At 69.4% G+C, this 21,122-nt stretch carries 23 protein-coding genes and 5 pseudogenes; 14 read left to right on the forward strand and 14 right to left on the reverse strand.

Annotated features, from left to right (window positions below):
* Nucleotides 1-146: 146 nt before the first annotated feature.
* A pseudogene (locus ACWEKM_RS40300) lies at nucleotides 147-851 on the forward strand (AIPR family protein); the annotation flags it as partial.
* Nucleotides 852-1,854: 1,003 nt separating this feature from the next.
* Here the strand turns inward: ACWEKM_RS40300 and ACWEKM_RS40305 are convergent.
* On the reverse strand, nucleotides 1,855-2,571 hold the full coding sequence (locus ACWEKM_RS40305; RefSeq protein ID WP_451626264.1) for a TetR family transcriptional regulator: 717 nt from the start codon (nucleotides 2,569-2,571) through the stop codon (nucleotides 1,855-1,857).
* Nucleotides 2,572-2,648: 77 nt separating this feature from the next.
* On the opposite strand from ACWEKM_RS40305, the gene ACWEKM_RS40310 reads away from it, so the two are divergent.
* Complete coding sequence (locus ACWEKM_RS40310) at nucleotides 2,649-3,134, forward strand: SRPBCC family protein (RefSeq protein WP_451626265.1); 486 nt, start codon at nucleotides 2,649-2,651, stop codon at nucleotides 3,132-3,134.
* Between the two features lie 620 nt (nucleotides 3,135-3,754).
* On the opposite strand, the gene ACWEKM_RS40315 is transcribed toward ACWEKM_RS40310, so the two are convergent.
* The 4 genes from ACWEKM_RS40315 to ACWEKM_RS40330 all read right to left on the reverse strand — a co-directional run bounded on the left by ACWEKM_RS40315 (nucleotide 3,755) and on the right by ACWEKM_RS40330 (nucleotide 6,116).
* A complete protein-coding gene (locus ACWEKM_RS40315; RefSeq protein ID WP_451626266.1) occupies nucleotides 3,755-4,432 on the reverse strand; it encodes an SDR family NAD(P)-dependent oxidoreductase in 678 nt (225 codons plus the stop codon).
* Nucleotides 4,433-4,706: 274 nt separating this feature from the next.
* Entirely contained in the window at nucleotides 4,707-5,591 is an 885-nt protein-coding gene (locus tag ACWEKM_RS40320) for a hypothetical protein (RefSeq protein ID WP_451626267.1), read from the reverse strand.
* Nucleotides 5,546-5,800, reverse strand: coding sequence for a hypothetical protein (locus ACWEKM_RS40325; RefSeq protein WP_451626283.1), 255 nt, complete (start codon nucleotides 5,798-5,800; stop codon nucleotides 5,546-5,548). Before ACWEKM_RS40325 ends, ACWEKM_RS40320 begins: the two co-directional genes overlap by 46 nt.
* A 178-nt stretch (nucleotides 5,801-5,978) precedes the next feature.
* Entirely contained in the window at nucleotides 5,979-6,116 is a 138-nt protein-coding gene (locus tag ACWEKM_RS40330; RefSeq protein ID WP_451626268.1) for a hypothetical protein, read from the reverse strand.
* 131 nt (nucleotides 6,117-6,247) lie between these two features.
* Here ACWEKM_RS40330 and ACWEKM_RS40335 point away from each other — a divergent pair.
* From ACWEKM_RS40335 to ACWEKM_RS40355, 5 genes and pseudogenes are all read left to right on the forward strand, one after another.
* A pseudogene (locus ACWEKM_RS40335) lies at nucleotides 6,248-6,397 on the forward strand (alcohol dehydrogenase catalytic domain-containing protein); the annotation flags it as partial.
* A pseudogene (locus ACWEKM_RS40340) lies at nucleotides 6,378-6,719 on the forward strand (transcriptional regulator); the annotation flags it as partial. The pseudogenes ACWEKM_RS40335 and ACWEKM_RS40340, both read left to right, overlap by 20 nt.
* 479 nt (nucleotides 6,720-7,198) lie before the next feature.
* Nucleotides 7,199-7,369 (forward strand): 50S ribosomal protein L32, encoded by a 171-nt coding sequence (gene rpmF / locus ACWEKM_RS40345; RefSeq protein WP_181658604.1) that lies wholly within the window; start codon nucleotides 7,199-7,201, stop codon nucleotides 7,367-7,369.
* Between the two features lie 6 nt (nucleotides 7,370-7,375).
* A complete protein-coding gene (locus tag ACWEKM_RS40350; protein ID WP_451626269.1) occupies nucleotides 7,376-8,557 on the forward strand; it encodes a GTP-binding protein in 1,182 nt (393 codons plus the stop codon).
* Between the two features lie 77 nt (nucleotides 8,558-8,634).
* Entirely contained in the window at nucleotides 8,635-8,808 is a 174-nt protein-coding gene (locus ACWEKM_RS40355) for a hypothetical protein (protein WP_451626270.1), read from the forward strand.
* Between the two features lie 117 nt (nucleotides 8,809-8,925).
* On the opposite strand, the gene ACWEKM_RS40360 is transcribed toward ACWEKM_RS40355, so the two are convergent.
* From ACWEKM_RS40360 to rpmB, 4 genes are all read right to left on the reverse strand, one after another.
* Nucleotides 8,926-10,110: a GTP-binding protein gene (locus ACWEKM_RS40360; RefSeq protein ID WP_451626271.1), complete on the reverse strand. Its 1,185-nt coding sequence runs from the start codon at nucleotides 10,108-10,110 to the stop codon at nucleotides 8,926-8,928.
* Between the two features lie 11 nt (nucleotides 10,111-10,121).
* On the reverse strand, nucleotides 10,122-10,448 hold the full coding sequence (locus ACWEKM_RS40365; protein WP_451626272.1) for a hypothetical protein: 327 nt from the start codon (nucleotides 10,446-10,448) through the stop codon (nucleotides 10,122-10,124).
* Between the two features lie 187 nt (nucleotides 10,449-10,635).
* A complete protein-coding gene (rpsN, locus tag ACWEKM_RS40370) occupies nucleotides 10,636-10,941 on the reverse strand; it encodes a 30S ribosomal protein S14 (protein ID WP_451626273.1) in 306 nt (101 codons plus the stop codon).
* Complete coding sequence (gene rpmB, locus ACWEKM_RS40375) at nucleotides 10,941-11,177, reverse strand: 50S ribosomal protein L28 (protein ID WP_451626274.1); 237 nt, start codon at nucleotides 11,175-11,177, stop codon at nucleotides 10,941-10,943. The genes rpsN and rpmB overlap by 1 nt, the downstream gene beginning before the upstream one ends.
* A 67-nt stretch (nucleotides 11,178-11,244) precedes the next feature.
* Here rpmB and rpmG point away from each other — a divergent pair, with 67 nt between their 5' ends.
* From rpmG to ACWEKM_RS40400, 5 genes are all read left to right on the forward strand, one after another.
* Nucleotides 11,245-11,409 (forward strand): 50S ribosomal protein L33, encoded by a 165-nt coding sequence (rpmG, locus tag ACWEKM_RS40380; RefSeq protein ID WP_201843023.1) that lies wholly within the window; start codon nucleotides 11,245-11,247, stop codon nucleotides 11,407-11,409.
* Nucleotides 11,410-11,440: 31 nt separating this feature from the next.
* On the forward strand, nucleotides 11,441-11,695 hold the full coding sequence (locus ACWEKM_RS40385; RefSeq protein WP_221753950.1) for a type B 50S ribosomal protein L31: 255 nt from the start codon (nucleotides 11,441-11,443) through the stop codon (nucleotides 11,693-11,695).
* Nucleotides 11,695-12,846, forward strand: a complete 1,152-nt coding sequence (locus ACWEKM_RS40390) for a CobW family GTP-binding protein (protein ID WP_451626275.1) — start codon at nucleotides 11,695-11,697, stop codon at nucleotides 12,844-12,846. Before ACWEKM_RS40385 ends, ACWEKM_RS40390 begins: the two co-directional genes overlap by 1 nt.
* Nucleotides 12,847-12,907: 61 nt before the next feature.
* Nucleotides 12,908-13,144 carry a 30S ribosomal protein S18 gene (rpsR, locus tag ACWEKM_RS40395; RefSeq protein ID WP_451626276.1) on the forward strand — a complete coding sequence of 79 codons (237 nt, stop codon included), beginning with the start codon at nucleotides 12,908-12,910 and terminating at the stop codon, nucleotides 13,142-13,144.
* A 74-nt stretch (nucleotides 13,145-13,218) separates the two neighbouring features.
* Complete coding sequence (locus ACWEKM_RS40400) at nucleotides 13,219-13,779, forward strand: N-acetyltransferase family protein (protein ID WP_451626277.1); 561 nt, start codon at nucleotides 13,219-13,221, stop codon at nucleotides 13,777-13,779.
* A 64-nt stretch (nucleotides 13,780-13,843) separates the two neighbouring features.
* Here the strand turns inward: ACWEKM_RS40400 and ACWEKM_RS40405 are convergent, their stop codons facing one another.
* The 4 genes from ACWEKM_RS40405 to ACWEKM_RS40420 form a co-directional block, all read right to left on the reverse strand.
* Nucleotides 13,844-14,605: a class I SAM-dependent methyltransferase gene (locus ACWEKM_RS40405; protein WP_451626278.1), complete on the reverse strand. Its 762-nt coding sequence runs from the start codon at nucleotides 14,603-14,605 to the stop codon at nucleotides 13,844-13,846.
* An 85-nt stretch (nucleotides 14,606-14,690) separates the two neighbouring features.
* The gene (locus ACWEKM_RS40410) at nucleotides 14,691-15,917 is read right to left on the reverse strand and encodes an aminotransferase class V-fold PLP-dependent enzyme (protein WP_451626279.1); all 1,227 of its coding nucleotides are present in this window, start codon (nucleotides 15,915-15,917) and stop codon (nucleotides 14,691-14,693) included.
* Nucleotides 15,914-17,251, reverse strand: a complete 1,338-nt coding sequence (locus tag ACWEKM_RS40415; protein ID WP_451626280.1) for a pyridoxal-phosphate dependent enzyme — start codon at nucleotides 17,249-17,251, stop codon at nucleotides 15,914-15,916. Before ACWEKM_RS40415 ends, ACWEKM_RS40410 begins: the two co-directional genes overlap by 4 nt.
* The gene (locus ACWEKM_RS40420; protein WP_451626281.1) at nucleotides 17,248-18,747 is read right to left on the reverse strand and encodes a Y4yA family PLP-dependent enzyme; all 1,500 of its coding nucleotides are present in this window, start codon (nucleotides 18,745-18,747) and stop codon (nucleotides 17,248-17,250) included. The genes ACWEKM_RS40415 and ACWEKM_RS40420 overlap by 4 nt, the downstream gene beginning before the upstream one ends.
* A gap of 93 nt (nucleotides 18,748-18,840) precedes the next feature.
* On the opposite strand from ACWEKM_RS40420, the pseudogene ACWEKM_RS40425 reads away from it, so the two are divergent.
* Both ACWEKM_RS40425 and ACWEKM_RS40430 read left to right on the forward strand, forming a co-directional pair.
* A pseudogene (locus ACWEKM_RS40425) lies at nucleotides 18,841-18,981 on the forward strand (metal ABC transporter permease); the annotation flags it as partial.
* A gap of 140 nt (nucleotides 18,982-19,121) precedes the next feature.
* A pseudogene (locus ACWEKM_RS40430) lies at nucleotides 19,122-19,540 on the forward strand (YibE/F family protein); the annotation flags it as partial.
* Between the two features lie 212 nt (nucleotides 19,541-19,752).
* Here ACWEKM_RS40430 and ACWEKM_RS40435 read toward each other — a convergent pair.
* Nucleotides 19,753-21,122 (reverse strand): salicylate synthase (locus ACWEKM_RS40435; RefSeq protein WP_451626282.1); only part of this gene is annotated, 1,370 nt, incomplete at its 5' end.

The raw sequence follows: 21,122 nt of genomic DNA on the forward strand, positions 1-21,122 counted from the left end.
CAGGCGAGTACTTCGACGTCCCCAACGGGAACTCCTGTTCTTCGGATCCTCACGATCCAATGATCAGGGTGTCCCCGATCAAGGGCTAACCCCCCTACAGCTATTTTCAGAACGGTGGCCATCACCGCGACCGGTCCCTTCTAGTCAAGATCGTAGTAGCGCCCGAGTCCGGCACCGCACGTGATCGCATCATCCGGGCGACCAACAGCCAGACCCAGCTGCCGGCTGGCGCACTGCGAGCAACCGAATCCATCCAGAAGGACATCGAAGAAAGCCTCGGTCAAGCGGGCGGCTATCACTACGAGCGCCGTGCCAGCTACTATCGCAATCTCGGCTTCCCCCTCGACCGCGTCATCAGCATGGCCCGTCTCGCACGCGAGTTCACGGCCTTCGTCCTACGAGAGCCGCACACCGCGCTCCGGCACTCGGACGCTCTGCTCCTTGATGACCAGCACTACGCCCAGATCTTCTCGTCCCGTCACGACCTGGACATTTACCGACTGTGCCTCGACGTCCAGAGTCGGCTGCGGACCTTCCTGACGCGGTATACGGAAGACCGACCGCTGCTGGGTGACTCTCTGGAAAACTGGCTCTACCCACTCGCCGCAATGTCGGCATACACCCTCACACGGTTACGGCAACCCACTCCACGGGACCTGCTGAACATCGATCTGGATCACCTCAGTGACGACCTGATGTCCCGTATGACGGGCACCCTCGAACAGAACTTCAAGGGTGCCCTGCGCCGTAGTAAAGCTGGTGGAGTCGATCGCATCGCCCGTACCGCCGACTTCACCACCAAGATCCGCCAAGCGGTCGTTTCCCAAAGCCGATACCACATCGAAGGTTAAGAGGATGTCTCACGTGGTGAGTTTCGTGAGCTTCTTGTAGCAGGTGAGGGCGGCTGCGAGGTCGAGGAAGGCGAGGAAGTAGCTGCCCCTGCATTCGTACCGGACGGTGAGGCGGCGGTAGCCGAGAGCCAGGCTGCGCGACGACCTGGTCTCCGCCGTCCGAGCCGCCGTCTACCAGCGCGCCCTTCCTCTGGCCACGCGCAAACTGACCATCACTGCAACCCGGCTCAAGGGAGCGTCCGGCCTGCACGGCGGCATCACGCTCGCCGTACGAGACGTGTTCAGCCCGGTAGGGATCGCGCCTCTCCTCGCAGACAACGCGACGTCGGACGGGCCTGATGTCCGCTAGAAATGGGAGATGTGCCGGGAGTTGATTCCGGCTGGGAGTGAATTCGCGTTCCTGGCCAAGCACCGTGGTGTGCTGTGCCCGGCGGAGATGTTCGCGGACATGTACCCCGAGCCAGCGAGGAACTGTTCGGTGGCTCGTTCGCCGACGGTGCCGCTCTGCTGCCAGGAGCCGAGCAGCCAGCTCAGGCTGTGGGTGTAGAAGCCGCTGCGCAGCGAGGTCCAGGCGACGCATTCGCGCAGTTTCTTGAACGCAGTCAGTTCCGATGCCGCCGCAGATCCTGGCCGCGGTTACCTGGACCGACCGACCGGGCCGACGCCGCCGAAGCGGCAGCAGTCATCCTGGCCGGCGACCGGACGTTCGAAGGGCCGGTCACGCTCACCGCGCGCCAGGCCGTGACCTTCGACGACGTCGCCGCCATGTCCTCCGAGACATGTCCTCCGAGATCAGCGACCGTGAGGCCAAGCGCATCGTGATGGACGACGAGGAGTGGATCGCGGACAAGACCGCAGCCGGTACACCGGAGGCGATGGCACGGATGACGCTCACCACCTTCCAGGCAACCCGCGAAAGCCGCTTCGCCGGAGTCGGCCCCTGTGCCGGCCGAACTGCTCGGCCGCGAGCCTCGCAGCGTCGCCGACCGGCTCGCGGGCGGCATCACCGCCTGGAGAGGTGCTCCGGGGCGAGGCTATCGAGTCCGGTGCTGATGAGCTGGGCTGCGCGTCGAACGTCGGCGCGGACGGCGTTGTGGAGATGTTCAGGAGTCCGAGACGAATGCAGATGCCTGCGCAGGGCCTGGAACTGGAGCGGCCACAAGGCGAGGAGGGCGCTGGCAGCGATCTGTGGTTCGGGGTCGTCCTGCCTCAGCCCGGTGCGTTGCGCGAGGATTTCCGCTGCTACAGAGATCTGTTGGTCGGCCATGTCGCGCTGGTAGGCCCGGAGCGACGGGGTGGACCTGATCAGCATGCCGAAGCGCAGCAGGGCTGCCTTGGCCTGGGCGAGGTCGTCCTGTGCGTCCAGCCAGGAGGTCAGGTGCGCCAGTTCGGTCGAAAGGATCTTCAACACCCCCTCGACCGGCGACAGGTCCGGGTCAGCCAAGGTGACCCGCAGGGCTTCCAGTGTCGTCGCGCCCAGGTCCAGGACGAGTGCTTCCTTGGTGGGGAAGTAGTTGAAGACGGTTTTCTCCGAGACGCCGCAGGCTTGTGCGATCTCGGAGACGCGGACGGACTCGAAGCCCCGTTCCATGAACATCTTGGTGGCGGTGTCGGAGAGCTTGTGCCGCAACAGCCGCTTCTTGCGCTCACGCAACCCTTCAGACGCGGACGGTTCGTCGCGGGGGTGCAGGGCTGTCCAGTCGACGGTACGTGTGCTCACCGGTGCAGCATAGTGCGCCCTCCCTCAAAGTTACTGCTACTGTATTTTTACAGTCACTGAACCATCCGAGGGGGCCCATGAGCGCCATCCATATCGTCCGCCACTACCCGCACCCGCCGCGGAAGGTCTGGCGTGCGGTCACCGACCCTGAACTGATTCCGCTGTGGACGGCCACCGGCGCCGGAGCGCGCCCGGAAGGCTTCACCCCGGTCGTCGGGACCTCGTTCAGATTCATCGCAAAGCCCAAGCCGGGCTGGAGTGGAGTCGTGGTCTGTGAGGTGCTTGAGGCGACTGAGCCCTCACTGCTGCGTTTCTCCTGGCAGGACGAGGGCGGCGGGGAGGTCACGCAGGTCGCCTACCGGATCGAACCGCACGACGGCGGCGGAACACGCTTCACCTACGACCACACCGGCTTCACCGGTGTCGGAGGGTTCTTCATGGCCAAGCTCCTCGGCGCCGTTCGTACCAAAATGCTCAGCCAAGGGCTCCCGGCCGTACTGGACGCCCTCGACGGCCAGGGTGCTCTCCGTCCGGACAGCACCCTGCGTCCCAAGCGCCGCTGACCGTCCGGCCCGCTCCCCCAGATATCGTGAACTGTCCGGAAAAGAGCGAGAGTTACGTTGACTGCCAGCGCCCCGCCCCGGTGCGGGCAGATGGCTGGACAACCGTACGGTCCTGGACCAGCCTCGATCTTTCGTGTTGCGTCCGTGACAGCTCGTCCCGGCTCACCCTGGTGGAGCGGTGGTTCGCCGAGCCAACGCGGAAGAAGCTCAGGGCCAAGGAGCGCGCCACCGCCTTCGCCGTTCTCGGCGGCATCTCCGGCTACCGGGCTGGCGTATCGAGAGTCGCCTCGGCGTGCACTCCACACCCAGCCTCACCAAGCAGCAGGTCCGCAACCTGCTGGCCTTGGCCGCGCGGTACTGCGTCACCGTGGTGACCTGGGAGTCACCCCCCTCGTCACCGGCTACGACAGCTTCCAGAGCGTCATCACCGCAGTCGGGTCGGCACCTGGCAACTGACTCCCCGACGCGGCAGAACCGGCACCACCCCGGCCTGGCCGCCCGTCCCCAACTCCCTTGGGGGAGAGAATGAGGGACTGAATCCGGCCGCCGGGGACTGTCCGTCTGACGTCCGGGAGAGGTGGACAAGTCGTTCGTGAGCAGACCACCCCGGGGACGGCAGCTCAATACGTGGCACGCCCGCCGCTGATGTCGTACACGGCGCCGGTCGAGAAGCTGACTCGGTCGGAGGCGAGGAACGCGACGAGTTCGGCCGCCTCCTCGGGGCGTCCGATGCGTCCCATGGGGATCAGGCTGGTGAGGCGTTCCAGTACGTCCGGCGCCGTGGTCTCGTTCATCGGCGTGGCGATGACGGCGGGTGTGATCACGTTGACCAGGACTCCGCTGGTGGCCAGTTCCTTGCCGGCGGCCTTGGTGAGCGCGATCACGGCGGCCTTGGAAGCTGAGTACACGGAGAGGTTGGGGTTGCCGTCCTTGCCGGCCATGCTGGCGAAGTTGACGACTCTGCCCCAGCCCCTGTCCCGCATGCCGGGTACGAACAGACGCATGGTGTTGACGGTCCCTACGACGTTGACGTCGAGGACGCGGAGCCATTCGTCGCGTGCGGTGTCCAGCAGCGGCTTGTTCGGCCCGACGATGCCGGCCGAGTTGACCAGCACGTCCACGGGCCCTATGCCGTCGGCCGCGTCACTCAGTGCCGCTTCGTCGGTGATGTCGACGCATACGTCGGCTTCTTCGAGGTCGAGTGTGGTCACCTTCAGCCCGTCGACGCGCAGACGCTTGGCTGCGGCGGCGCCCAGTCCGCGGGCGCCGCCCGTCACGAGGGCGGTTCTGGCGTTCATACCGTGTCCTGCCTTCCAGTCGTGTGGGTGTGACCTGGTAGTTCGAAGGAACGGAGAGAGCCGGAGCTCCGGATATGGCCCTACTCACGGGTGAGGACGTGTCGCGTCGTCGAGAAGCTCAAGCAGATGGCGATAGGTGTGCCCGGTCGCTCTGGTCATACCGAGTTCGCAGGTCCGGTTGACGGAGGCGTGGGCGGCTGCCGGATGCCGCAGAACGGCTTGCGACTCGGCCGCGGTCGCCGAGGCGGTCAGCTCCGGATGCAGCAGGCCCCGGTCACCGGCGAAGGCACAGCAACTCCAGTCCTCCTAGCACGACCTCCTGGGCGACCGCGGCCGCCACCCGCAGGAGCGCCGGGTTCAGGCCGAGCTGCGTGGAGGAGCAGGTGGGATGGACGACGACCGAGGGAAGACGGCGGGCGGGGGGCAGTTCGGGCAGAACGTTCGTGTCGACGAACTCCACCGCGTCCACGACTCGGACGGCTTCCTCCGCGAGCATGCCTGCCAGTCCCTCGGTGCACGAGGCGGCGTCGACCACCACGGGCAGCGCACCGTTGTCGGTGGCCGTGCGCAGGACGGGCAGGACGGGCAGGACGGGCAGGACGGGCAGGACGGGCAGGACGGGCAGGACGGGCAGGACGGGCAGGACGGGCAGGACACGGTCGCGCATGGCCGTGTGCCCGTCGGTCAGCCCCTTCGACCTCCGCGGCGTCCCGCAGCACAGCGAGGCGATCTCGGCCGGTACGCGAACTTCCACTCCGGCTCGTCGGCACAGGGCCAGGAAGGCGTCCCGCACTCCCGGGCCCGTCTCGGGGTCGGCCGGTGCGAACAGCGTGGAGAGGCAGGCCGGGAAGTACACCGCCTGCGGTGTCCCGGCCTGCACGGGACGGCGTCGGCCGCCGCCGCGCGGCAGGTCGGCGGACCAGGCGGGCACCGTGTCGGCCCCGAGCAGCGCCCGCCCGGCCGCGGTGATCCGGGTGGGCAGCGCGTCGGGCACGGTGCTCGCGGTGGTGAGCGCTGTCGCGGCCCCTCTGGTGACACCGTCCCAGTGCCGGGCGGCGTAGGCCCACACTTTCTGTTCGGTCCGGCCGCGTTGTTCCGCGCGCAGACGGCGCGTCAGGTCACCGGTGTCGATGCCGACCGGGCACGCCGTCGCGCACATGCCGTCGACAGCACACGTGTCGAGTGCGTCGTACTGGTGGTCCCGCTCCAGCTCGGCGAGCAGCCCGTCAGGTCGGAGGCGGTGTTGGCGATGGCGATCTGCGGACGGCCCGTGAACGCGTCACCCGGTACGCCGCGGCGCATCCAGGCCCGGTGGATGTAGGCGTTGCGGTCCTGACCCGCGTACCACTGTGCGTTGCGGAGCTTCACCCACGGCTCATTTCATTAATCGGTACGTCGGTCTATGATTTGGAACACCGTGGAGCATACGCAGATCTCCCCCGGACCGACAGACCCCCGGACGGGAAGCGCCGCATCGCAGGGCATGCCGTCGCCATGACGACCAACCGAACGCCGCCCTTGCTGCCGAACACGCCCAGCCGGTAGTTCAGGGTGCCCACGACGGCGTCGCCGCGATCGGCCAGAGGCGCCGCGCGCCACACCACCAACCGGCGCCGGAGACGAATGCCCCGCCAGGGATGCACACCAACACCGGCAGCTTGCTCATCACCGGCAGCTTGCTCATCACCGGACCGTGAGCGCCGGGGCTCCGGAGCCCGTGGCGACGGCTGTGACGCATCCTCCTGCCCATCCCGAAGCCGACCCGCCCCCAAGAACCTTTTCATCAGTCGGTACGACGGTCTACAACGGTGAGATGCCTACCTGCACACGGGGCACGCCTCCTACCCCCTGCGTCCGGGGCACGAGTGGTCCGGACGGGTGACCGCGGTCGGCCACGGCGTGGACCCCTCCTGGTGCGGACGGCGGGTCATGGGCGACACGATGCGAAGCGCCCGTGGGTCCCGGTCCAGCACAGCGCGTGTTGTCAGGATTCGCCACGGCCGAGTAGCAGCATGAGGTGACCTTGCGGATCCACGGGACAGTTGAGCAGATCCGTGCGCACCTCCCCGCCAGCGTCGCGAGCCTGGAGGAGCACGAGCCCGCGGTCGGCCAGGACCCGGCGGCCCAGCACTGGCTGCGCGTCGAGCTGCGGGCGCAGCAGCTCGACTGGTTGCCTCGGATACTCGCCTCACTCGACCGGCCGTTCGTCATCGAGCGCCCCGATGAACTGCGCGACCTCGTCATCGCACTCGCCGATCGCCTCACGTCCTACGCCCGCCAAGCCTGACAGTGAGGAACCGATGTCATGAGACGGCACAACTAGGCGGCTAGCCAGACGACTAGTGGGCCGGACCGGAGCACCCCATGCCCGATCTCTCACGTCACACCCGTCGACTGCGTGAACTGGCTGACGCTCTCGACGCGCAATCCGACCTGCCCGACGACCCGTTGGCGCCGCATCCGGACACAGTGGAGGTGATCAGTGGCCGCCGCACCAGTCGCGGCCGGATCAACTACGCCGTCCCCGACATTCTCAGTCGGCACGGACCTGGAAACACGGATTCGGCTACCACCCATCGCTGTGCTTTCTCGACAACACCGGTGAGGCCCCGGCCGACATACTGCGACGCCCGACCTTCAACTCGGCACGGTCGGTACCGAGGTTGAGGGTCGTCGGTTTGTCGGCCAGACATCAGACATCGCAACTCGTAATGAGACCCATTTTCATGTAGCGTGCTGCTTCGTCCGCCCAGTCTGGAGGTCCCCATGGCCGTGCCCAAGCGCAAGATGTCCCGCAGCAACACCCGTCACCGCCGCGCGCAGTGGAAGGCCACAACGCCTCAGCTCGTGCCGGTCACCGTGGACGGAGTGCCCTATCTGGTACCCCAGCGGCTGGCGAAGGCGTACGAGCGCGGTCTGCTGCGTCCCGAAGGCTGACACCCGATGCCGTACGACCAGCTCCGCCGCCTGCCCGTCACCGTCCTGTCCGGATTCCTCGGCGCCGGCAAGACCACCCTCCTCAACCACGTCCTGGGCAACCGCGAGGGACTGCGCGTCGCCGTCATCGTCAACGACATGAGCGAGGTCAACATCGACGCCGCCCTGGTACGCGGCGGCGAGGCAGCCCTGTCACGCACCGAGGAACGCCTGGTCGAGATGACCAACGGCTGCATCTGCTGCACGCTGCGCGACGACCTGCTGGAAGAGGTCGACCGGCTGGCCCGCGAGGGCCGCTTCGACTACCTGCTCATCGAGTCGTCCGGCATCTCCGAGCCCATGCCGGTGGCCGCCACCTTCGCGTTCGCGCGCGATGACGGGGCGACGCTGAGCGACCTCGCCCAGCTGGACACCATGGTCACGGTCGTCGACGCGGCGAACTTCCTGACCGAACTCGCAAGTGGGGACGAGCTCGTGGAGCGCGGCCTCGACCAGTACGAGGGCGACGAGCGCACCGTCAGCGACCTGCTGATGGACCAGATCGAGTTCGCCGACGTCATCGTGCTCAACAAGCTCGACCTCATCGACGCCGAAGCCGCCGACCGGCTGCGGGCGGCCCTCGCCCGCCTCAACCCGGCGGCGCGGATCGTCCCCGCCGTCCACGGTCGCGTCCAGGTCGGCGACGTCCTCGGCACTGGGCTGTTCGACCTGGAGCGAGCCCAACAGGCCCCAGGCTGGGTCATGGAGCTCAACGGCGACCACGTACCCGAGACGGAGGAGTACGGCATCTCCTCCACCGTCTTCCGCGCCGAAGTTCCCTTCCACCCCGGGCGGTTGTGGACGTTCGTCACCGAGCAGCTGGACAGCGGGACCTACGGGCAGATCCTACGCTCCAAGGGCTTCTTCACCCTTGCCAGCCGCCCACACCTGACGGGCCTGTGGTCGCAGGCCGGGTCCGTGGCCCGCTTCGAACCGTCCGCCGCCCGCGATGCGGAGAGCCCCGAGGGTCAGGAACTGGTCTTCATCGGAACCCACTTGCGCGCGCACGCCTTGCAGGCGGCCCTGACCGACTGCCTCATGGCGGACGGCGAGGCCCTGCCTTCCGCCGACCCGTTCCCCGCCTGGGACACCTACGGCATCGACGACACCTGCGAATACGAGCACCCCGTACTCGTCGCGGGGCCCTGATGAGGACTCCGGGTCGGGCGGTGGTCACAGCCACGGCGCCGTCAGGCCCGGTACGGACCTCGATCCGGAAGGTTGGCATGGCAGAGGACGGCATACGCCTGGGCAGGGTCCAGGCGTCCCTGCTGATCCCGCCGTACGGCCGCGCGGCGGAGAGCCACAAGGGGCAGGCTGCGCTGCGCGATGCCCGGGCCGAGGAGATCGTCGCGTCGATCGGCTACGACTTCGCCCGCTTCGACAACTGTCCAGCCTGAACGGAGCGGTACTGCGTACCAGCCTCTTCGACCGGTGAGTGACGGACTTCCTCACCACGCATCCCGGCTCAGTCTCGTCCGACTGCCCTGACGCCGAACACGAGCCGGGGCATCTCTTCACCATCGATCGACGTCGCCGAGCAGGGGGTCTGGGATCGACGTCCAGCCCTGCCGCCCCAGCGAGAGTTCGACGTCGGTGAGCAGAGCCTGATCCAGCGCCGAGCGAACCGCCTCCTGGTCAAGGCCGATTCCGGTGAGGGTGATCTCGTTGCGGCGTTCGCCGTAGTAGTCGTGCCAGAACCACGAGGCCACAGTGCGTCGCTGCGGCGAGGCGGTCTGCCATCCGCGCGCGTCGTCCTCGTCCAGCCAGCGGTCCGCCTCGCGCATTTCCAGATACGCGCCGGCCGACCGCCAGGTCACAACGGCATCAGGTCGGCTGCACAGCCAGAGATGGCCCCGGCCGCGCACGACACCGGCCATGACGACGGCAAGCGCGTCGGCCAGGCGCCCGGGATGCAGAGGCCGGCGGGCATGCCAGCACAGGGACCCCACCTCATGGCTGCCGCCTCGGCGGGGACGTGGCAGCACCACCGGCTCCAGCCGGGACCGCCAATCCTCGTCGGCGCCCTTCGGCAGGGCGTGGACGAGCGGCACGGGAAGCTCCCATGCCACTGCCTTTGTGTCGGCAGGAGTCACGAGCAGCGCAGGCCCGTTGAGTTGGCCGATGAGTTGCACTCCCCCGGGATCATGTACGCGGCCCGCCGCCCGCGACACGATCAGGGCGTCCGCCGCCTCCACCTGGCGGGCGGCGGCCTCAGCGGCACTCACGGACTCAGCCCGGTCGCCCCCGCTCCACAGTCGTTCCGTCCGGTGGACGCAGCCGATGTCCCCCATGAACGACTCCGTGTCGATACCGACCACGACCGGAGCTGGGTCGTAGTACTCCCCCAGCGATCCGCTGCTCACCCGCGGACGCCACAGCTCCACCAGGAACGGGAGGACGTCGACGTTGTCCGGCAGCGCGAGGACGACGTGTGCCGCGCCCGGCGAACGGCGCAGGGCCAGCAGGTCCTGGCGCAGGATGACGACCGGATCACCGGTCGCACCCTGTAACGCCCCGCCCGGCAGCGCGATCCCGGTGCCGGAGAGGCAGCGCTGGACGGTGGGGTGCCCCTTGCCCCGCGCCTGGATCGACACCGCCAGGACCACGGCACCTGGAGCGAGCGTCAGCAACTGGTCGACCACGGCACCGCGAACGCCGGGCGTGTTGCCGGTCACCACGTTCAACAGACCCTTGCTCACGCCGCCCGCCCTCAGTTGAGGTGCGCGACGTGCCGCAGGACGGGCGCCGCCCGCAATCTGCCGGGCAGTGTGCCGTCGCCCGGCATCCCGGCCCGCAGCCACGCTCCGACCGCTGCGGCGTCGGCCGCGGTGGCGAGCGGGCCGAGACGCACGGCTGCTCCGGTGGGGCTGCGACAGGCCGTGCACGGCCGGACCACAGCGTGCAGCCCGCGTCGGCCCGCGCAGTCGATGACCTTCCGCGGGCATCCTGTGGAGATCATGACCCCGTGAGGGCTGTCATGGACCGCCCGGCGCAGCGTGAAGAAACGGCCCCGAAGGCCGCGTGCGGCATCACTCATGCGTGCACTCCTGCCGGATGTCACGGTGGACGGCTTCCACTTCGACCTCACCTCTCGCATACGCGCACACAGCCGCGACGACCCCGCCAGGACTCTTCGGGCGTGGTCGCACCGCCTTGGGCGGGGGCACGGCTCGGACGTGAGACGTGCCCCCTGGCGTTCCTCCGTGAGCGCGGAGGAACCGGTGTCACCAGGACGACTTGGTGACACCGGGCAGGAAACCCGCGTGTGCCTGTTCCCTCACGCGGACACGGGAGAGCCCGAACTTGCGCAGATGCCCCCGGGGGCGGCCGTCGACGCTGTCACGGTTGCGGACGCGGGTGGCACTGGCGTCGCGGGGCTGCCGACGCAGTTCGGCGATCGCGGCACCGCGTTCGGCTTCCGTCGAGGAAGGACGTCGAATGATCTCTTTGAGTTCGGCGCGCCGGGCGGCGTACCGCTCGACAACGGCCTTGCGCTTCTCGTTCTTCGCGATCTTGCTTCGCTTGGCCATCAGACCTTTCCTCCCCGGGCACGGATGCGTGCGACAGCCGCTTCCACGCCGATGGTGTCGACGGTCTTGATTCCTCGGGCGCTCAGCGTCAGCCGTACATGCCGGGACTCGCTGGGCAGCCAGTACCGCTTGCGCTGGATGTTCGGGTTGAAGCGGCGGGAGGTGCGCCGGTGCGAGTGGGAAATGTGGTTGCCGAAGCCCGGCTGGGCGCCGGTCAGTTGGCAGTGGGCGGACACGGGATGACCTGCCTCTCCTTGAACGGACGGCTATCGGGAATGGAAATCATTCCCATATAGTACCGGCATGGCTCGCAACGAACTCCGCCCGGTCATCAAGCTCCGCTCCACCGCGGGGACCGGCTACACCTACGTGACCCGGAAGAACCGCCGGAACGACCCGGACCGCATGGTCCTGCGCAAGTACGACCCGGTCGCCGGCCGGCACGTCGACTTCCGTGAAGAACGCTGATCCCACCACCTACCTCTCCAGGGAGCCCGCCATGAAGCCCGGCATCCACCCCGCTTACGGTCCCGTCGTCTTCCGCGACAAGGCCGCCGACTTCGCCTTCCTGACTCGCTCGACGCTCTCCAGTGACAAGCGCATCGAGTGGGAGGACGGCAACACCTATCCCGTCGTGGACGTCGAGATCTCCTCGGCGAGTCACCCCTTCTACACCGGTACCGCCCGGGTCCTCGACACCGCGGGCCGAGTCGAGCGCTTCGAACGCCGCTACGGCCGTTCCGGAGGCCGGTGATGCGCGAGGAGGGCCGACTGCCGGTCGTCATCGTCGCCGGCCTGCACGCGGATGCCCGCCGACACGTGGTCGACCGTCTCCTGCGAGCGGTGCCGGGCAGCGTCGCCCTTCACCACGACCTCGCCACCGCGGACGAGGGAACCGTACGACGGCTCCTCCACGACGCGTCCGGCGTGCTCGCATCCGGCGAAGCGCCGCTGGTCAACGACTGCGCCTGCTGCGCACTGCGCGAGGACCTCGTCCCCGAGCTGGAGCGCCTGGCCGGCCATGGGCTGACGCGGCTGGCGATCGTCGAGCTGTGGGATTCGGTCGAACCCAAGGCCATGGCGGAGGTCATCGCCGCCCACAGCGGCGGCGACCTGACGCTCACCAACGTGATCACCGCGGTGGACCCGGCACTGGTCCTGCCGTACCTCTCCAATGGAGACGACCTGGCCGAGGCGGGACTCGCGGCAGCGGCGACGGACCAGCGCACCGTCGGCGACACCTGGGCCCGCCAGCTGGAGTACGCGCCCGTCCTCGCCCTCGTGGACAGCGAGGACGCGGACGAACACGACCACGCCCTGCTGAACCAGCTGCACCCCACCGCCTGCCACGTCGACGCGCGCTCAGGGGAACTCGCGCAACTGGCCTTCGCCGGATTCGACGTGGAAGCGGCGGCCGCGGCCCAGCACCCGGCCTGTGCACTCCTGCCTCAGGATGTCGACGAAGCAGGCGTCACGACGCTGGTCTGGCACCGCACCCGCCCCTTCCACCCCGAACGCCTCTATCAGGCTCTGGAGGACCTCTGCTGCGCCTCCGCACGCAGCAGGGGCCGCTTCTGGCTCGCCGACCGCCCTGACACCCTGCTCTCCTGGGACGCGGCCGGCGGCGCCTTGTGCGTCGAAGGCGCGGGCCCGTGGCTCGCCTCCCTGCCCGACGCCGCATGGGAACTGGTCCCCCCGGTACGGCGAGCGGCTGCCGCACTGGACTGGCATCCGGAGCACGGCGACCGCTGCCAGCACCTTGTCTTCACCTCACCCGGACTCGACCGCTCCGGCATCGAGCAACTCCTCGACTCCTGCCTGCTCACGGACGCCGAATACGCGGCCGGACCCGAGGGGTGGCAGCGCCTGCCGGCGGCCTTCGACTCCCTGCTCGACGCCGCGTGACCCGCCGTCGCCCCGTCCACCCGTCGCCCGTCACCGTCCCCTCCAAGGAAAAGGAGTCCCCATGACCCGACGCGTCAACACCCGCAAGCCGGTGAAGTCCCGCTCCAATCCCCTCGTCGCGGCCGGCATCACCTACATCGACTACAAGGACACCGATCTGCTGCGGAAGTTCATCTCCGACCGGGGCAAGATCCGCAGCCGGCGCGTCACCCACGTCACCGCTCAACAGCAGCGCCAACTCGCCGCAGCCATCAAGAACGCCCGCGAAATGGCTCTCCTGCCGTACTCCAGCAAGTGACAGGGCGCTGCGAAGGGCAGTGAACACCCGACGGACCGGACCGCCGATGGGGGCCGTCTGGCAGGCTGATCGCCATGGAAGCGCACAAGGCAGTGAGGCCGGCTGAGTTCACACAGATCACCCGGCCCCACGAGCTGGCTTCTGGTCTTGGGCAGGAGCTGGTCGACTGCTGGGTGACGGTGAGCAATGCCGGCGGGGCGGTCATCCCGCACGGCGTCACGTTGCCGCCAGTGAGTCCGCAGGACGTCGGGCCGGTGTTCGACAAGATCGTCGAGGCACTCGATCCGCAACGGAGCCGACTGCTCGTGGCCACCGTGGAGGGCGTGTTGGCGGGATGGCTGCTCCTGCGCCGCGATCCGCACCCGCTCGTCGCGCACTGCGGCGTGGTCAACCACGTACAGACGCACACCCGGTTCCGTCGCCAGGGCATCGGTGCCGCGTTGATGCGCCGCGTCCCGGGCGTCGCCCGGGACGGGATGGGGCTGGAACGGCTGGGACTCACCGCGAGGTCCGGCCTGGGGCTTGAGGACTTCTACCGCGGACTGGGCTGGGTGGAGGTCGGCCGATGGCCGGGGGCACTACGGGTCGCCCCCGGTGACGACCGCGACGAGATCCTGATGAGCCTCGTCCTGTGACCGTCGCCCGCGAACGGCCCGGGTGTCTTCCCCCGTGGGTTCGCGGGCCCGCGGACGGTGCGGATCAGTCCTTGACCGCCACGAGGACTCGGCTGTCGCCGAACTGCCAGACGGACGTGACATGGCAGAAGCCCGCCTCCCGCAGCAGTTCGGCATGCCGGGCCGCGGTCAGGTCATCGCCGCCGTCTGCCCGGCCGACCCGGCGCCGCTCCCGCTGGGCGAACAGGTCTGTGAGTTCGGGGTCCTGGGCCGCCTCGGCCCACCAGGACTCCCAGTCCTCGTGCGTGTGGGCGAAGGACCGCTCGGCCCTGCGGCGGCCCACAAAGGCGGTGAGCTCCGACAGGGGCGGCCCCTGCTGCGGGAAGTGATCGCCGTTGACGAGAGCGCCGCCGGGCCGCAGAAGTCCCGCGAGGCGGCGGTATGTGCGCAGGAGGGCCGGTTCGGACAGGTAGTGCAGGGCCGTTGTCGAGACGGCCGCGTCCAGGGGCCGGTCGAGGCCGAGTGTGTCGGTCCAGTCGTCGTCGCCGATGACGGCGTCGACGTAGCGGGCGGCGTCCGCGTGGTGGGTGCGGCCGAGTTCCAGGAGGACCGGGTCCATGTCGACGGCGACGATCTCCGCGCCCGGCAGGCGTCCCGCGAGCCGCGCCGCCAGCGATCCCGGCCCGCAGCCCAGGTCGAGGAGAAGCGGGCGGGCGCAACCGGCGGTCACGTGCTCCACCACGTCCGCGATCACGGTAAACCGCTCCTCGCGGTCGACGGCATACCTCTGCTGCTGCCGTTCCCAGCGCTCCAGCCACATGCCGGCCGTCGCCATACTCACGCCCATCCGGTCGCACACCTCTTCCGTCTCTCACCCTTCGCGGACACCCTCGAATCTACAGGTGGAAACGGTTTTCGGTTTCATGGAACTTTCAATCGAGTGACGCCAGGACCGCCAGCAGACGCTCGACCTCCTCCACAGTGTTGTAGACGTGCAGGCTGACCCGCACCAAGCCGTCCTTCTTCTCGTCGACACCGGCCTGGCAGAGGCTGTCGGCCCGCACCATGAACCCCTCGCTGAACAGGATGAAGCCGAGGTCGTCGGACGGGATGCCGCGATGGCGGAAGGTGACAATGCCGTGGCGCCGCTGCCGAAGGGGCTGCCCGGAGTCGGCGGCCAGGCTGGACTGGCAGCCCAGGATCTCGTACGAGGCGAGCTGCCGGAGTCCGTCGGTCAGCCGGGTCGCGAGGGCGACCGTCCATCGCGCGATCCGCTCGGTGCCCGCTGCCTCCAGCCAGTCGAGTGCCGCCTCCAGCGAGGCGATGCCCACCGTGTTGGGGGTTCCCTGCCAGCCGCCGGGCTCGAAGACCGGGCCGCGTGCGTTGCGCGCCCAGACCGCCCCCGTGCCGGGCAGGGCCAGCGCCTTGTGTCCCGAGAAGACGACGAAGTCGACGTCGAGCACCGACTCGGCGACGGAGACCGGCAGATGGCCCACGCTCTGGGCGGCATCCAGACAGATCGGTACGTCGGGGCCGACCACCGCGCGGATGCGCTGCACGTTCATGTCGCCGCCGTACACGTGGTGGAGGTGCGTGGCGGCGACGAAACGGGTACGGGGGCCGACGAGCTGATCCAGCGCCCGGTGGTCGTAGTCGCCCGACTCTGCCTGGTACGGCAGTGCGCGCACGCGCACCTCGGTTCCCCGGTCGGACAGCAGCCTCTGCGCCTCCAGCCAGGGCTCCAGGTTGGCCCGGTGGTCGGCGAAGGGGACGAGGATCTCGTCCCCTTCGGAGAGGAACGTGGTGAGCCAGTCACGGGCGACGGCGCGCAGTCCCTCGGTGGTGCCGCCGGTGAAGTGGACGGTGGACCGCTGTGGATCCGGATCACCGAGGAACTCCTTGACCCGCCGTCGGGTGCGCTCCACCAGCTCCGTGGTCCGGTTGGCCCATGGGTAGGTGCCCCGCCCCGCGTTGGCGTTCGACGTCGTCAGGTACGACTGGACTGCCTCCAGTACCGCGCGGGGCTTCTGCGCGGTGGCCGCGCTGTCGAGGTAGGCCAGGTCGGGATGGGCGGTGATGATGGGGAACTGCTCCCGTATCCCGCGCTGCCAGTCCGCCTCCGCCCGTCCCTTCCCCTGCCAGGGGTGCACGGCGCTCATTCCCTTACCAACGGCGCGCCCGCGTCCCGCCAGGCGATGATGCCGCCCGCGAGGCTGCGCACATCGGGATGGCCCATCCGGGTCAGCAGCGCGGCGTAGCGGGCGGACTTCTCGCCGACCGGGCAGGCCAGCAGCACCGGCTGCCGCTTGCTGAAGGGCAGTCCGTCGCGCACGAGTTCCTCGAACAGTTCGTCGACGATGTTGATCGAACCTTCGATGTGCAGGGCGGCGTACGCGTGCGGGCCCCGCAGGTCGACGGCGAGCGGGCGCGGCTGTCCATCGGCGATCCACCGCCGGGCGGCGTCGGTGTCGACGCTCCGGGCCCCGGCCCGTATCTCGGCCTCGGTGAGGGCCGCGGCGGAGTGTCCGCGGCGGGGTGTGCCCAGCAGCTCCGGCCTGCGTTGCCGTACGTAGCTCAGGTAGCTCTCGGCACGGTCGCAGACGATGAAGACCGCTGTCCGGCGCCGCTCCGGCTCCGGCGACTTTGCCTCCGCCGCCCGCAGATGACGCACCGCGCCCTGGTAGGCGGCACCGCCCGTGGGCCCCGACAGCAGTCCGCAGCGGCGGATGAGGGTGAGCATTCCGTCGATGGCCTCCTGGGACGTCACCGACTCGATGGTGTCGTACGTCGCCGGGTCGAAGAGGCCCACCTGGTGCACCTCGTCGATGGTGCGGATGCCGGGGATGAAGTCCGACTTGTCGGCGACCAGGCCGAGGACCCGTACCTCCGGATCGTGCTCGCGCAGAACCCGTGCCACTCCGGTGGACGAGCCCGCCGTACCCACGCAGGCGATGAACCAGTCCGGTGCCCGCCCGTCCAGGTCCTTGACGATCTCCGGGCCGGTGCCCGCCGCGTGCGCCTCGGTGTTGCGCGGGTTGAAGTACTGGTCGGTGTGCAGATACGTGCTTCCCGGCTCGGCGAGCGCCTGGTGGAAGCGGGTCAGCGGATCGTCCGTGTCGGTGGGGTCCAAGCATTCGCTCTGCCCGGGCAGTTCCTCGATCTCGGCGCCCAGCAGCAGGAGCAGCTCCTTGATCTCCGGCACCCGCATCCGGTTGGTGACGCTCTTGAAACGCAGCCCGTGCATCCCGGCGAGCAGGGCGAGTGCCTTGGCGGTGTTGCCGCTGGAGAGCTCCACGACCGTCTCACCGCGCTCGGCCGCCGCCTCCAGATACGGGCGGGCCATGTTCCAGGCCGGCCGGTCCTTGACCGAGCCGAAGGGATTGAGCATCTCCAGCTTCGCGTACAGGTCGAAGTGGCGCAGGCCGTGCACGGCCGGGTCGATGCGCACCAGCGGCGTGTTGCCGATGGCCTCGGTGATGCTGTCGTACCTCATGCGAACGCTCCCCCGGAGTGTGGGATCGGCCAGTAGTCCTCGTCCAGGCACCAGCGCCAGGAACCCCCTTCGTCCACGACCGCCACCGTGCGGGCGACCGGCTGCCGCTGTGCATGGTGGGCGTGGAAGTCCATCGCGTAGCCCGCGGTGTTGGCGAAGGCCAGCAGATCACCGGGGTCTGGCAGCCGAGGAAGGAAGACCATGCGACGCGTGATCAGATCGGCCTCCAGGCAGAGATTGCCGACGAGATACACCCCCACCGGGCCCGCACCGCTCTCCCCTGCCGCCCCGGTGCGCGAAAGCAGCACGGGGTCGACGAGCACGCCGTGCTCCTCCAGGCTCACGTCCCCGGCGTTCATGCCCAGCCGCACCAGATACTCCCCGGCCCCCTCGCCCGTCCGCCGGACATCGAGAACCCTCGCCAGCGAGAGGCCGCACTGGTCGACGAGAGCCCGGCCCGGTTCGGCGCACAGGTCGTACATGTGCTCCAGGAGCAGGCCGGCGGTCGGACGGCCCAGCAGGGGCGCGGGCAGTGAGAGCAACTCGGCGAGGTAGCCGGGTCCCGCGACGGGGCGGCACGCCGGGTAGAGGGCCGCGGTCCCGCGCACCGTGCCGCCCTCGTTGCGCAGCCCGTAGCCGTGCCCGCGCCAGGTCAGGGCCGGACGGGTGCCGAGCACGGCCTCGGTCAACGCGGTGGTGTAGCGGTCCCATTCCGCGGCGTCGGCGACATAACCGGCTCCGAAGCCGCCGCCGATGTCGACGACGCGCGGCGCCAGGCCCCTGGCACGGCACTCGTCCATGACCATCACACAGCGTTCCAGCGCGCGGACCTTCTCCACGGCTCCGGTCGTGTCCAGGTGGTACGCGGTGCCGGTCAACTCGACCGCGTCACGGTGCCGTTCGACCGCCGACAGAAGTTCACCGACCTCGCCCACCGGTGAGCCGAAGCGGCTGCGCCGGGAGAGCACCCGCGCTCCGGGCCCCTCCGGGCCACCCTCCGATTCGAACCCGGAGAGCCGCAACAGCACGTCGACCCGGGGAAGGTTGTACTTCCGCACCAGCTCGGCCAGTTGCTCCAGTTCGCGGAGCGAGTCGAGGTTCACCGTCGCCCCGACGCGGGCCGCCAACCACAGGAACTCCGGGTCCTTGGGTCCGGTGGCCATGATCCGGTCCGGTGTGAAGCCGCAGCCCAGCGCATGGCGCAGTTCCCCGAGAGAGGCGACATCGACACCCACGACAGCCGGGTCCTCCGCCGCCAACCGCCGTACCAGGCAATCGGACTGGTTCGCCTTGTGCGCGAAGTAGACACGTCCGGCCAAGTGGTGCTCACGGTAGACGGCATGGAACCGTCGCGCGTTCTCCGCCGCCCGCTCCGGCAGCAACACGTTGAGCGGCGAGCCGAGCGCATCCACGAGCGAGTGGAGGAGCGGTCCGGCGTCCAGCAGGGAGGCGAGCGGTGGTTCGAGTCGGGGCCGCAGACGAAGAGGCTCATCCACGACAGGTCCTCCCCCTCGACACCGGTCGACCACTGTTCCGAAAAACCTTTCGGGCCTTAATCATTTCCGGCTACAAGCACCTTTAAGCCCGGCGACCGCAACTCGGCGATCGGCGTCCTCATGCCGTTCGGGCTGGGACTCGGGGTGCTCTTCCTCGCGCTCTGCAAAGGCCGCGCGGCGAACAAGTTCGGCCTGCTGACCGGCCAGATCGTCGCCGTGGACACCCCGCAGATGGCCTCAACGACGTCGGCGACGCGGCACCCCTGGTTACCTGGCGGAAAGAACCTTCCACGCCGTCCCCGCCACCAGGCGTGTGGTGAGGACGAACGGGCCGACGACCGGGTCGGCCCAGGGCCGGCCGAGGGCGACGTTGAGTCCTCGACGATGTGCTGGTCACCCAGACGTCGGCGGTCCGGGAGCTTCATGAGGCCAACCCGACGATGGGCCGGCGCGGGCTGTACCGCGCCGGCATCCGTATCGGCCGCGACCACATCGCCTCCGTCGTCAACACCCTCGTCCTCGGCTACGCGGGCGCCGCGCTGCCCTGCTGCCGCTCTTCTCCATCGCGCAGAGCGGCGTGGCGACGGTCGCCGACAGTGAGTTGGCGGCGGAGGAGATCGTGCGCACACTGGTCGGCTCGATCGGCCTGGTCGCCTCCGTGCCCGTCACCACACTGCTCGCGGCCCTGGTGGTGTCGGCCGACCGCCCGGATCGGGGGCCGGCGGCGACTGCGGGCGCGGCGGCAGCCGCTGGAGCGGCTGCGGGCCGGGGCGGACGTCGGCGCAAGCGCTGACAGCGCGCACAACCGGGACGGAAACTCCCCGATCACAGTGGCGAGGGCCGCTCCGGTCCGAATCCCTCGAACCACGAAGAACTGTCACCGCTCGTCCCGAACACTACGGGCCGTCAACCCCCCGGGCGGGACCGCTCCTGCGTGGCTGAGCAGCCACGCAGGAGTGGTCCGGGCCGATCGGGCATTCGGGGAGGTCTCCGAGAGGCGTCGGCTCAGTCCTCGGTGAACCTGAGGTACGGAGCGACACTGCGCAGCTTCTCGCAGGTCTCCTCGATCTCCCGCTCGGGGCTGGACTGAGAGGTGACCCCGGCGCCCGCCCGCAGCCACACCTCGCCTTCCGCACCAATAAGGGTGCGCAGGACGAGGGCGGCGTCCAGGGCGCCGTCGGTGCTCCCCCGGAACACCGCGCCGCCGTACAGGCCCCGGGGCCCTTCCTCGTGGCGGGCCAGGGCCTGGAGCGCGGCGCGTTTGGAGACGCCGGTGGCGGTGATCGCGGGGAAGAGGGAGGCGAACGCGTCCCATGCTCCGGCGTCCGGCCGCAGCCGGCCCGTCACCCGCGAGGCCAGGTGCTGCACCGACCCTCGCGGACGGACCGCCATGAACTCCTCGACCGCGACGGAGCCGGGGCGGCACACGGCGGCCATCTCGTCCCAGGCCAGGCGTACGGACACGGCGTGCTCGTGTATCTCCTTGGGGTCGCTGTGCAGTTCCGCGCGCCGACGCTCGTTCTCCGCCGGGTCGGGTCCCAGTGCGCGGGTGCCCGCGAGCGGCTGGGTGCTGATGCGTCCGTCCTCCCCGATTTCCAGAACGGTCTCGGGGCTGAACCCGGCGGCCCGGTAACCGCCGAGGTCCAGCAGATAGGAGCGTGCCGGTGTGTTGGCCCGGCGGCCCGCGAGGTAGGTCGCGGGGAAGTCCGGGCGGGGCTCGGCGGGCAGCGGGACCTTCCGGGAGACCACGGCCTTCTCCAGGAGCCCGGCGCGGATGTCCCCGACCGTACGGGACACCGCCCGGCCGTAGGCGACGGTGCCGACGGCGATGACGCCCTCGGTCCTTCCCGGCGTCGGCTCGTCGGGGGCGGTCCGTCCTGCCGGGGGCTCCGCGAGCAGGTCGGCGACCTTGCGCGCCCATGCTTGGTCCACCGCGCGCACCACGGTCCGGTCACTGGTGAGGGTCACCTCGACGGACGGGATCAGCGCGTGCAGCAGGGGCTGGTCGCCGACCGTCGCGGGGTCCGCGTGGAGGAGGTGGGCGAGTTCGAAGGCCGCCCAGCCGTAGAAGTGGCGTCCCTCGTCGCCCGCGTCGCGCAGGGCGGACAGGGCGGTGGCGAACGCCGTCAGTGGTTTCCGGTCGGTGCGCGAGGTCCAGGTCCGCCCGGCGGCCTGCGCGGTGATGCCGGTGGCACTGGCGGTCACGTTCACGGCCGAGCCCGCCGCGAAGTGCCAGACGCCGCCTTCCGCCTCGTACACCACGTACTGGTCGGCGAGTCCCGCCTGGGCGAGGCGGGTGGCGGTGGCCGCCGGGTCGTGGCAGGGCTCCCGGGTGCTCGCGCACGTGAGCGGGGGGACGGACCTCGCCCATGCCT

It is taken from the genome of Streptomyces sp. NPDC004752 (assembly GCF_053601275.1).

Excerpts from the sequence above, each read along its gene's own strand:
- ACWEKM_RS40310 (WP_451626265.1), top strand. The coding sequence starts at position 2,649 with ATGAGCGCCATCCATATCGTCCGCCACTACCCGCACCCGCCGCGGAAG.
- ACWEKM_RS40315 (WP_451626266.1), bottom strand. The coding sequence starts at position 4,432 with ATGAACGCCAGAACCGCCCTCGTGACGGGCGGCGCCCGCGGACTGGGC.
- ACWEKM_RS40320 (WP_451626267.1), bottom strand. The coding sequence starts at position 5,591 with ATGTGCGCGACGGCGTGCCCGGTCGGCATCGACACCGGTGACCTGACG.
- ACWEKM_RS40330 (WP_451626268.1), bottom strand. The coding sequence starts at position 6,116 with ATGAGCAAGCTGCCGGTGATGAGCAAGCTGCCGGTGTTGGTGTGCATC.
- rpmF (WP_181658604.1), top strand. The coding sequence starts at position 7,199 with ATGGCCGTGCCCAAGCGCAAGATGTCCCGCAGCAACACCCGTCACCGC.
- ACWEKM_RS40350 (WP_451626269.1), top strand. The coding sequence starts at position 7,376 with ATGCCGTACGACCAGCTCCGCCGCCTGCCCGTCACCGTCCTGTCCGGA.
- ACWEKM_RS40355 (WP_451626270.1), top strand. The coding sequence starts at position 8,635 with ATGGCAGAGGACGGCATACGCCTGGGCAGGGTCCAGGCGTCCCTGCTG.
- ACWEKM_RS40365 (WP_451626272.1), bottom strand. The coding sequence starts at position 10,448 with ATGAGTGATGCCGCACGCGGCCTTCGGGGCCGTTTCTTCACGCTGCGC.
- rpsN (WP_451626273.1), bottom strand. The coding sequence starts at position 10,941 with ATGGCCAAGCGAAGCAAGATCGCGAAGAACGAGAAGCGCAAGGCCGTT.
- rpmG (WP_201843023.1), top strand. The coding sequence starts at position 11,245 with ATGGCTCGCAACGAACTCCGCCCGGTCATCAAGCTCCGCTCCACCGCG.
- ACWEKM_RS40385 (WP_221753950.1), top strand. The coding sequence starts at position 11,441 with ATGAAGCCCGGCATCCACCCCGCTTACGGTCCCGTCGTCTTCCGCGAC.
- ACWEKM_RS40390 (WP_451626275.1), top strand. The coding sequence starts at position 11,695 with ATGCGCGAGGAGGGCCGACTGCCGGTCGTCATCGTCGCCGGCCTGCAC.
- rpsR (WP_451626276.1), top strand. The coding sequence starts at position 12,908 with ATGACCCGACGCGTCAACACCCGCAAGCCGGTGAAGTCCCGCTCCAAT.
- ACWEKM_RS40400 (WP_451626277.1), top strand. The coding sequence starts at position 13,219 with ATGGAAGCGCACAAGGCAGTGAGGCCGGCTGAGTTCACACAGATCACC.
- ACWEKM_RS40405 (WP_451626278.1), bottom strand. The coding sequence starts at position 14,605 with ATGGGCGTGAGTATGGCGACGGCCGGCATGTGGCTGGAGCGCTGGGAA.
- ACWEKM_RS40410 (WP_451626279.1), bottom strand. The coding sequence starts at position 15,917 with ATGAGCGCCGTGCACCCCTGGCAGGGGAAGGGACGGGCGGAGGCGGAC.
- ACWEKM_RS40415 (WP_451626280.1), bottom strand. The coding sequence starts at position 17,251 with ATGAGGTACGACAGCATCACCGAGGCCATCGGCAACACGCCGCTGGTG.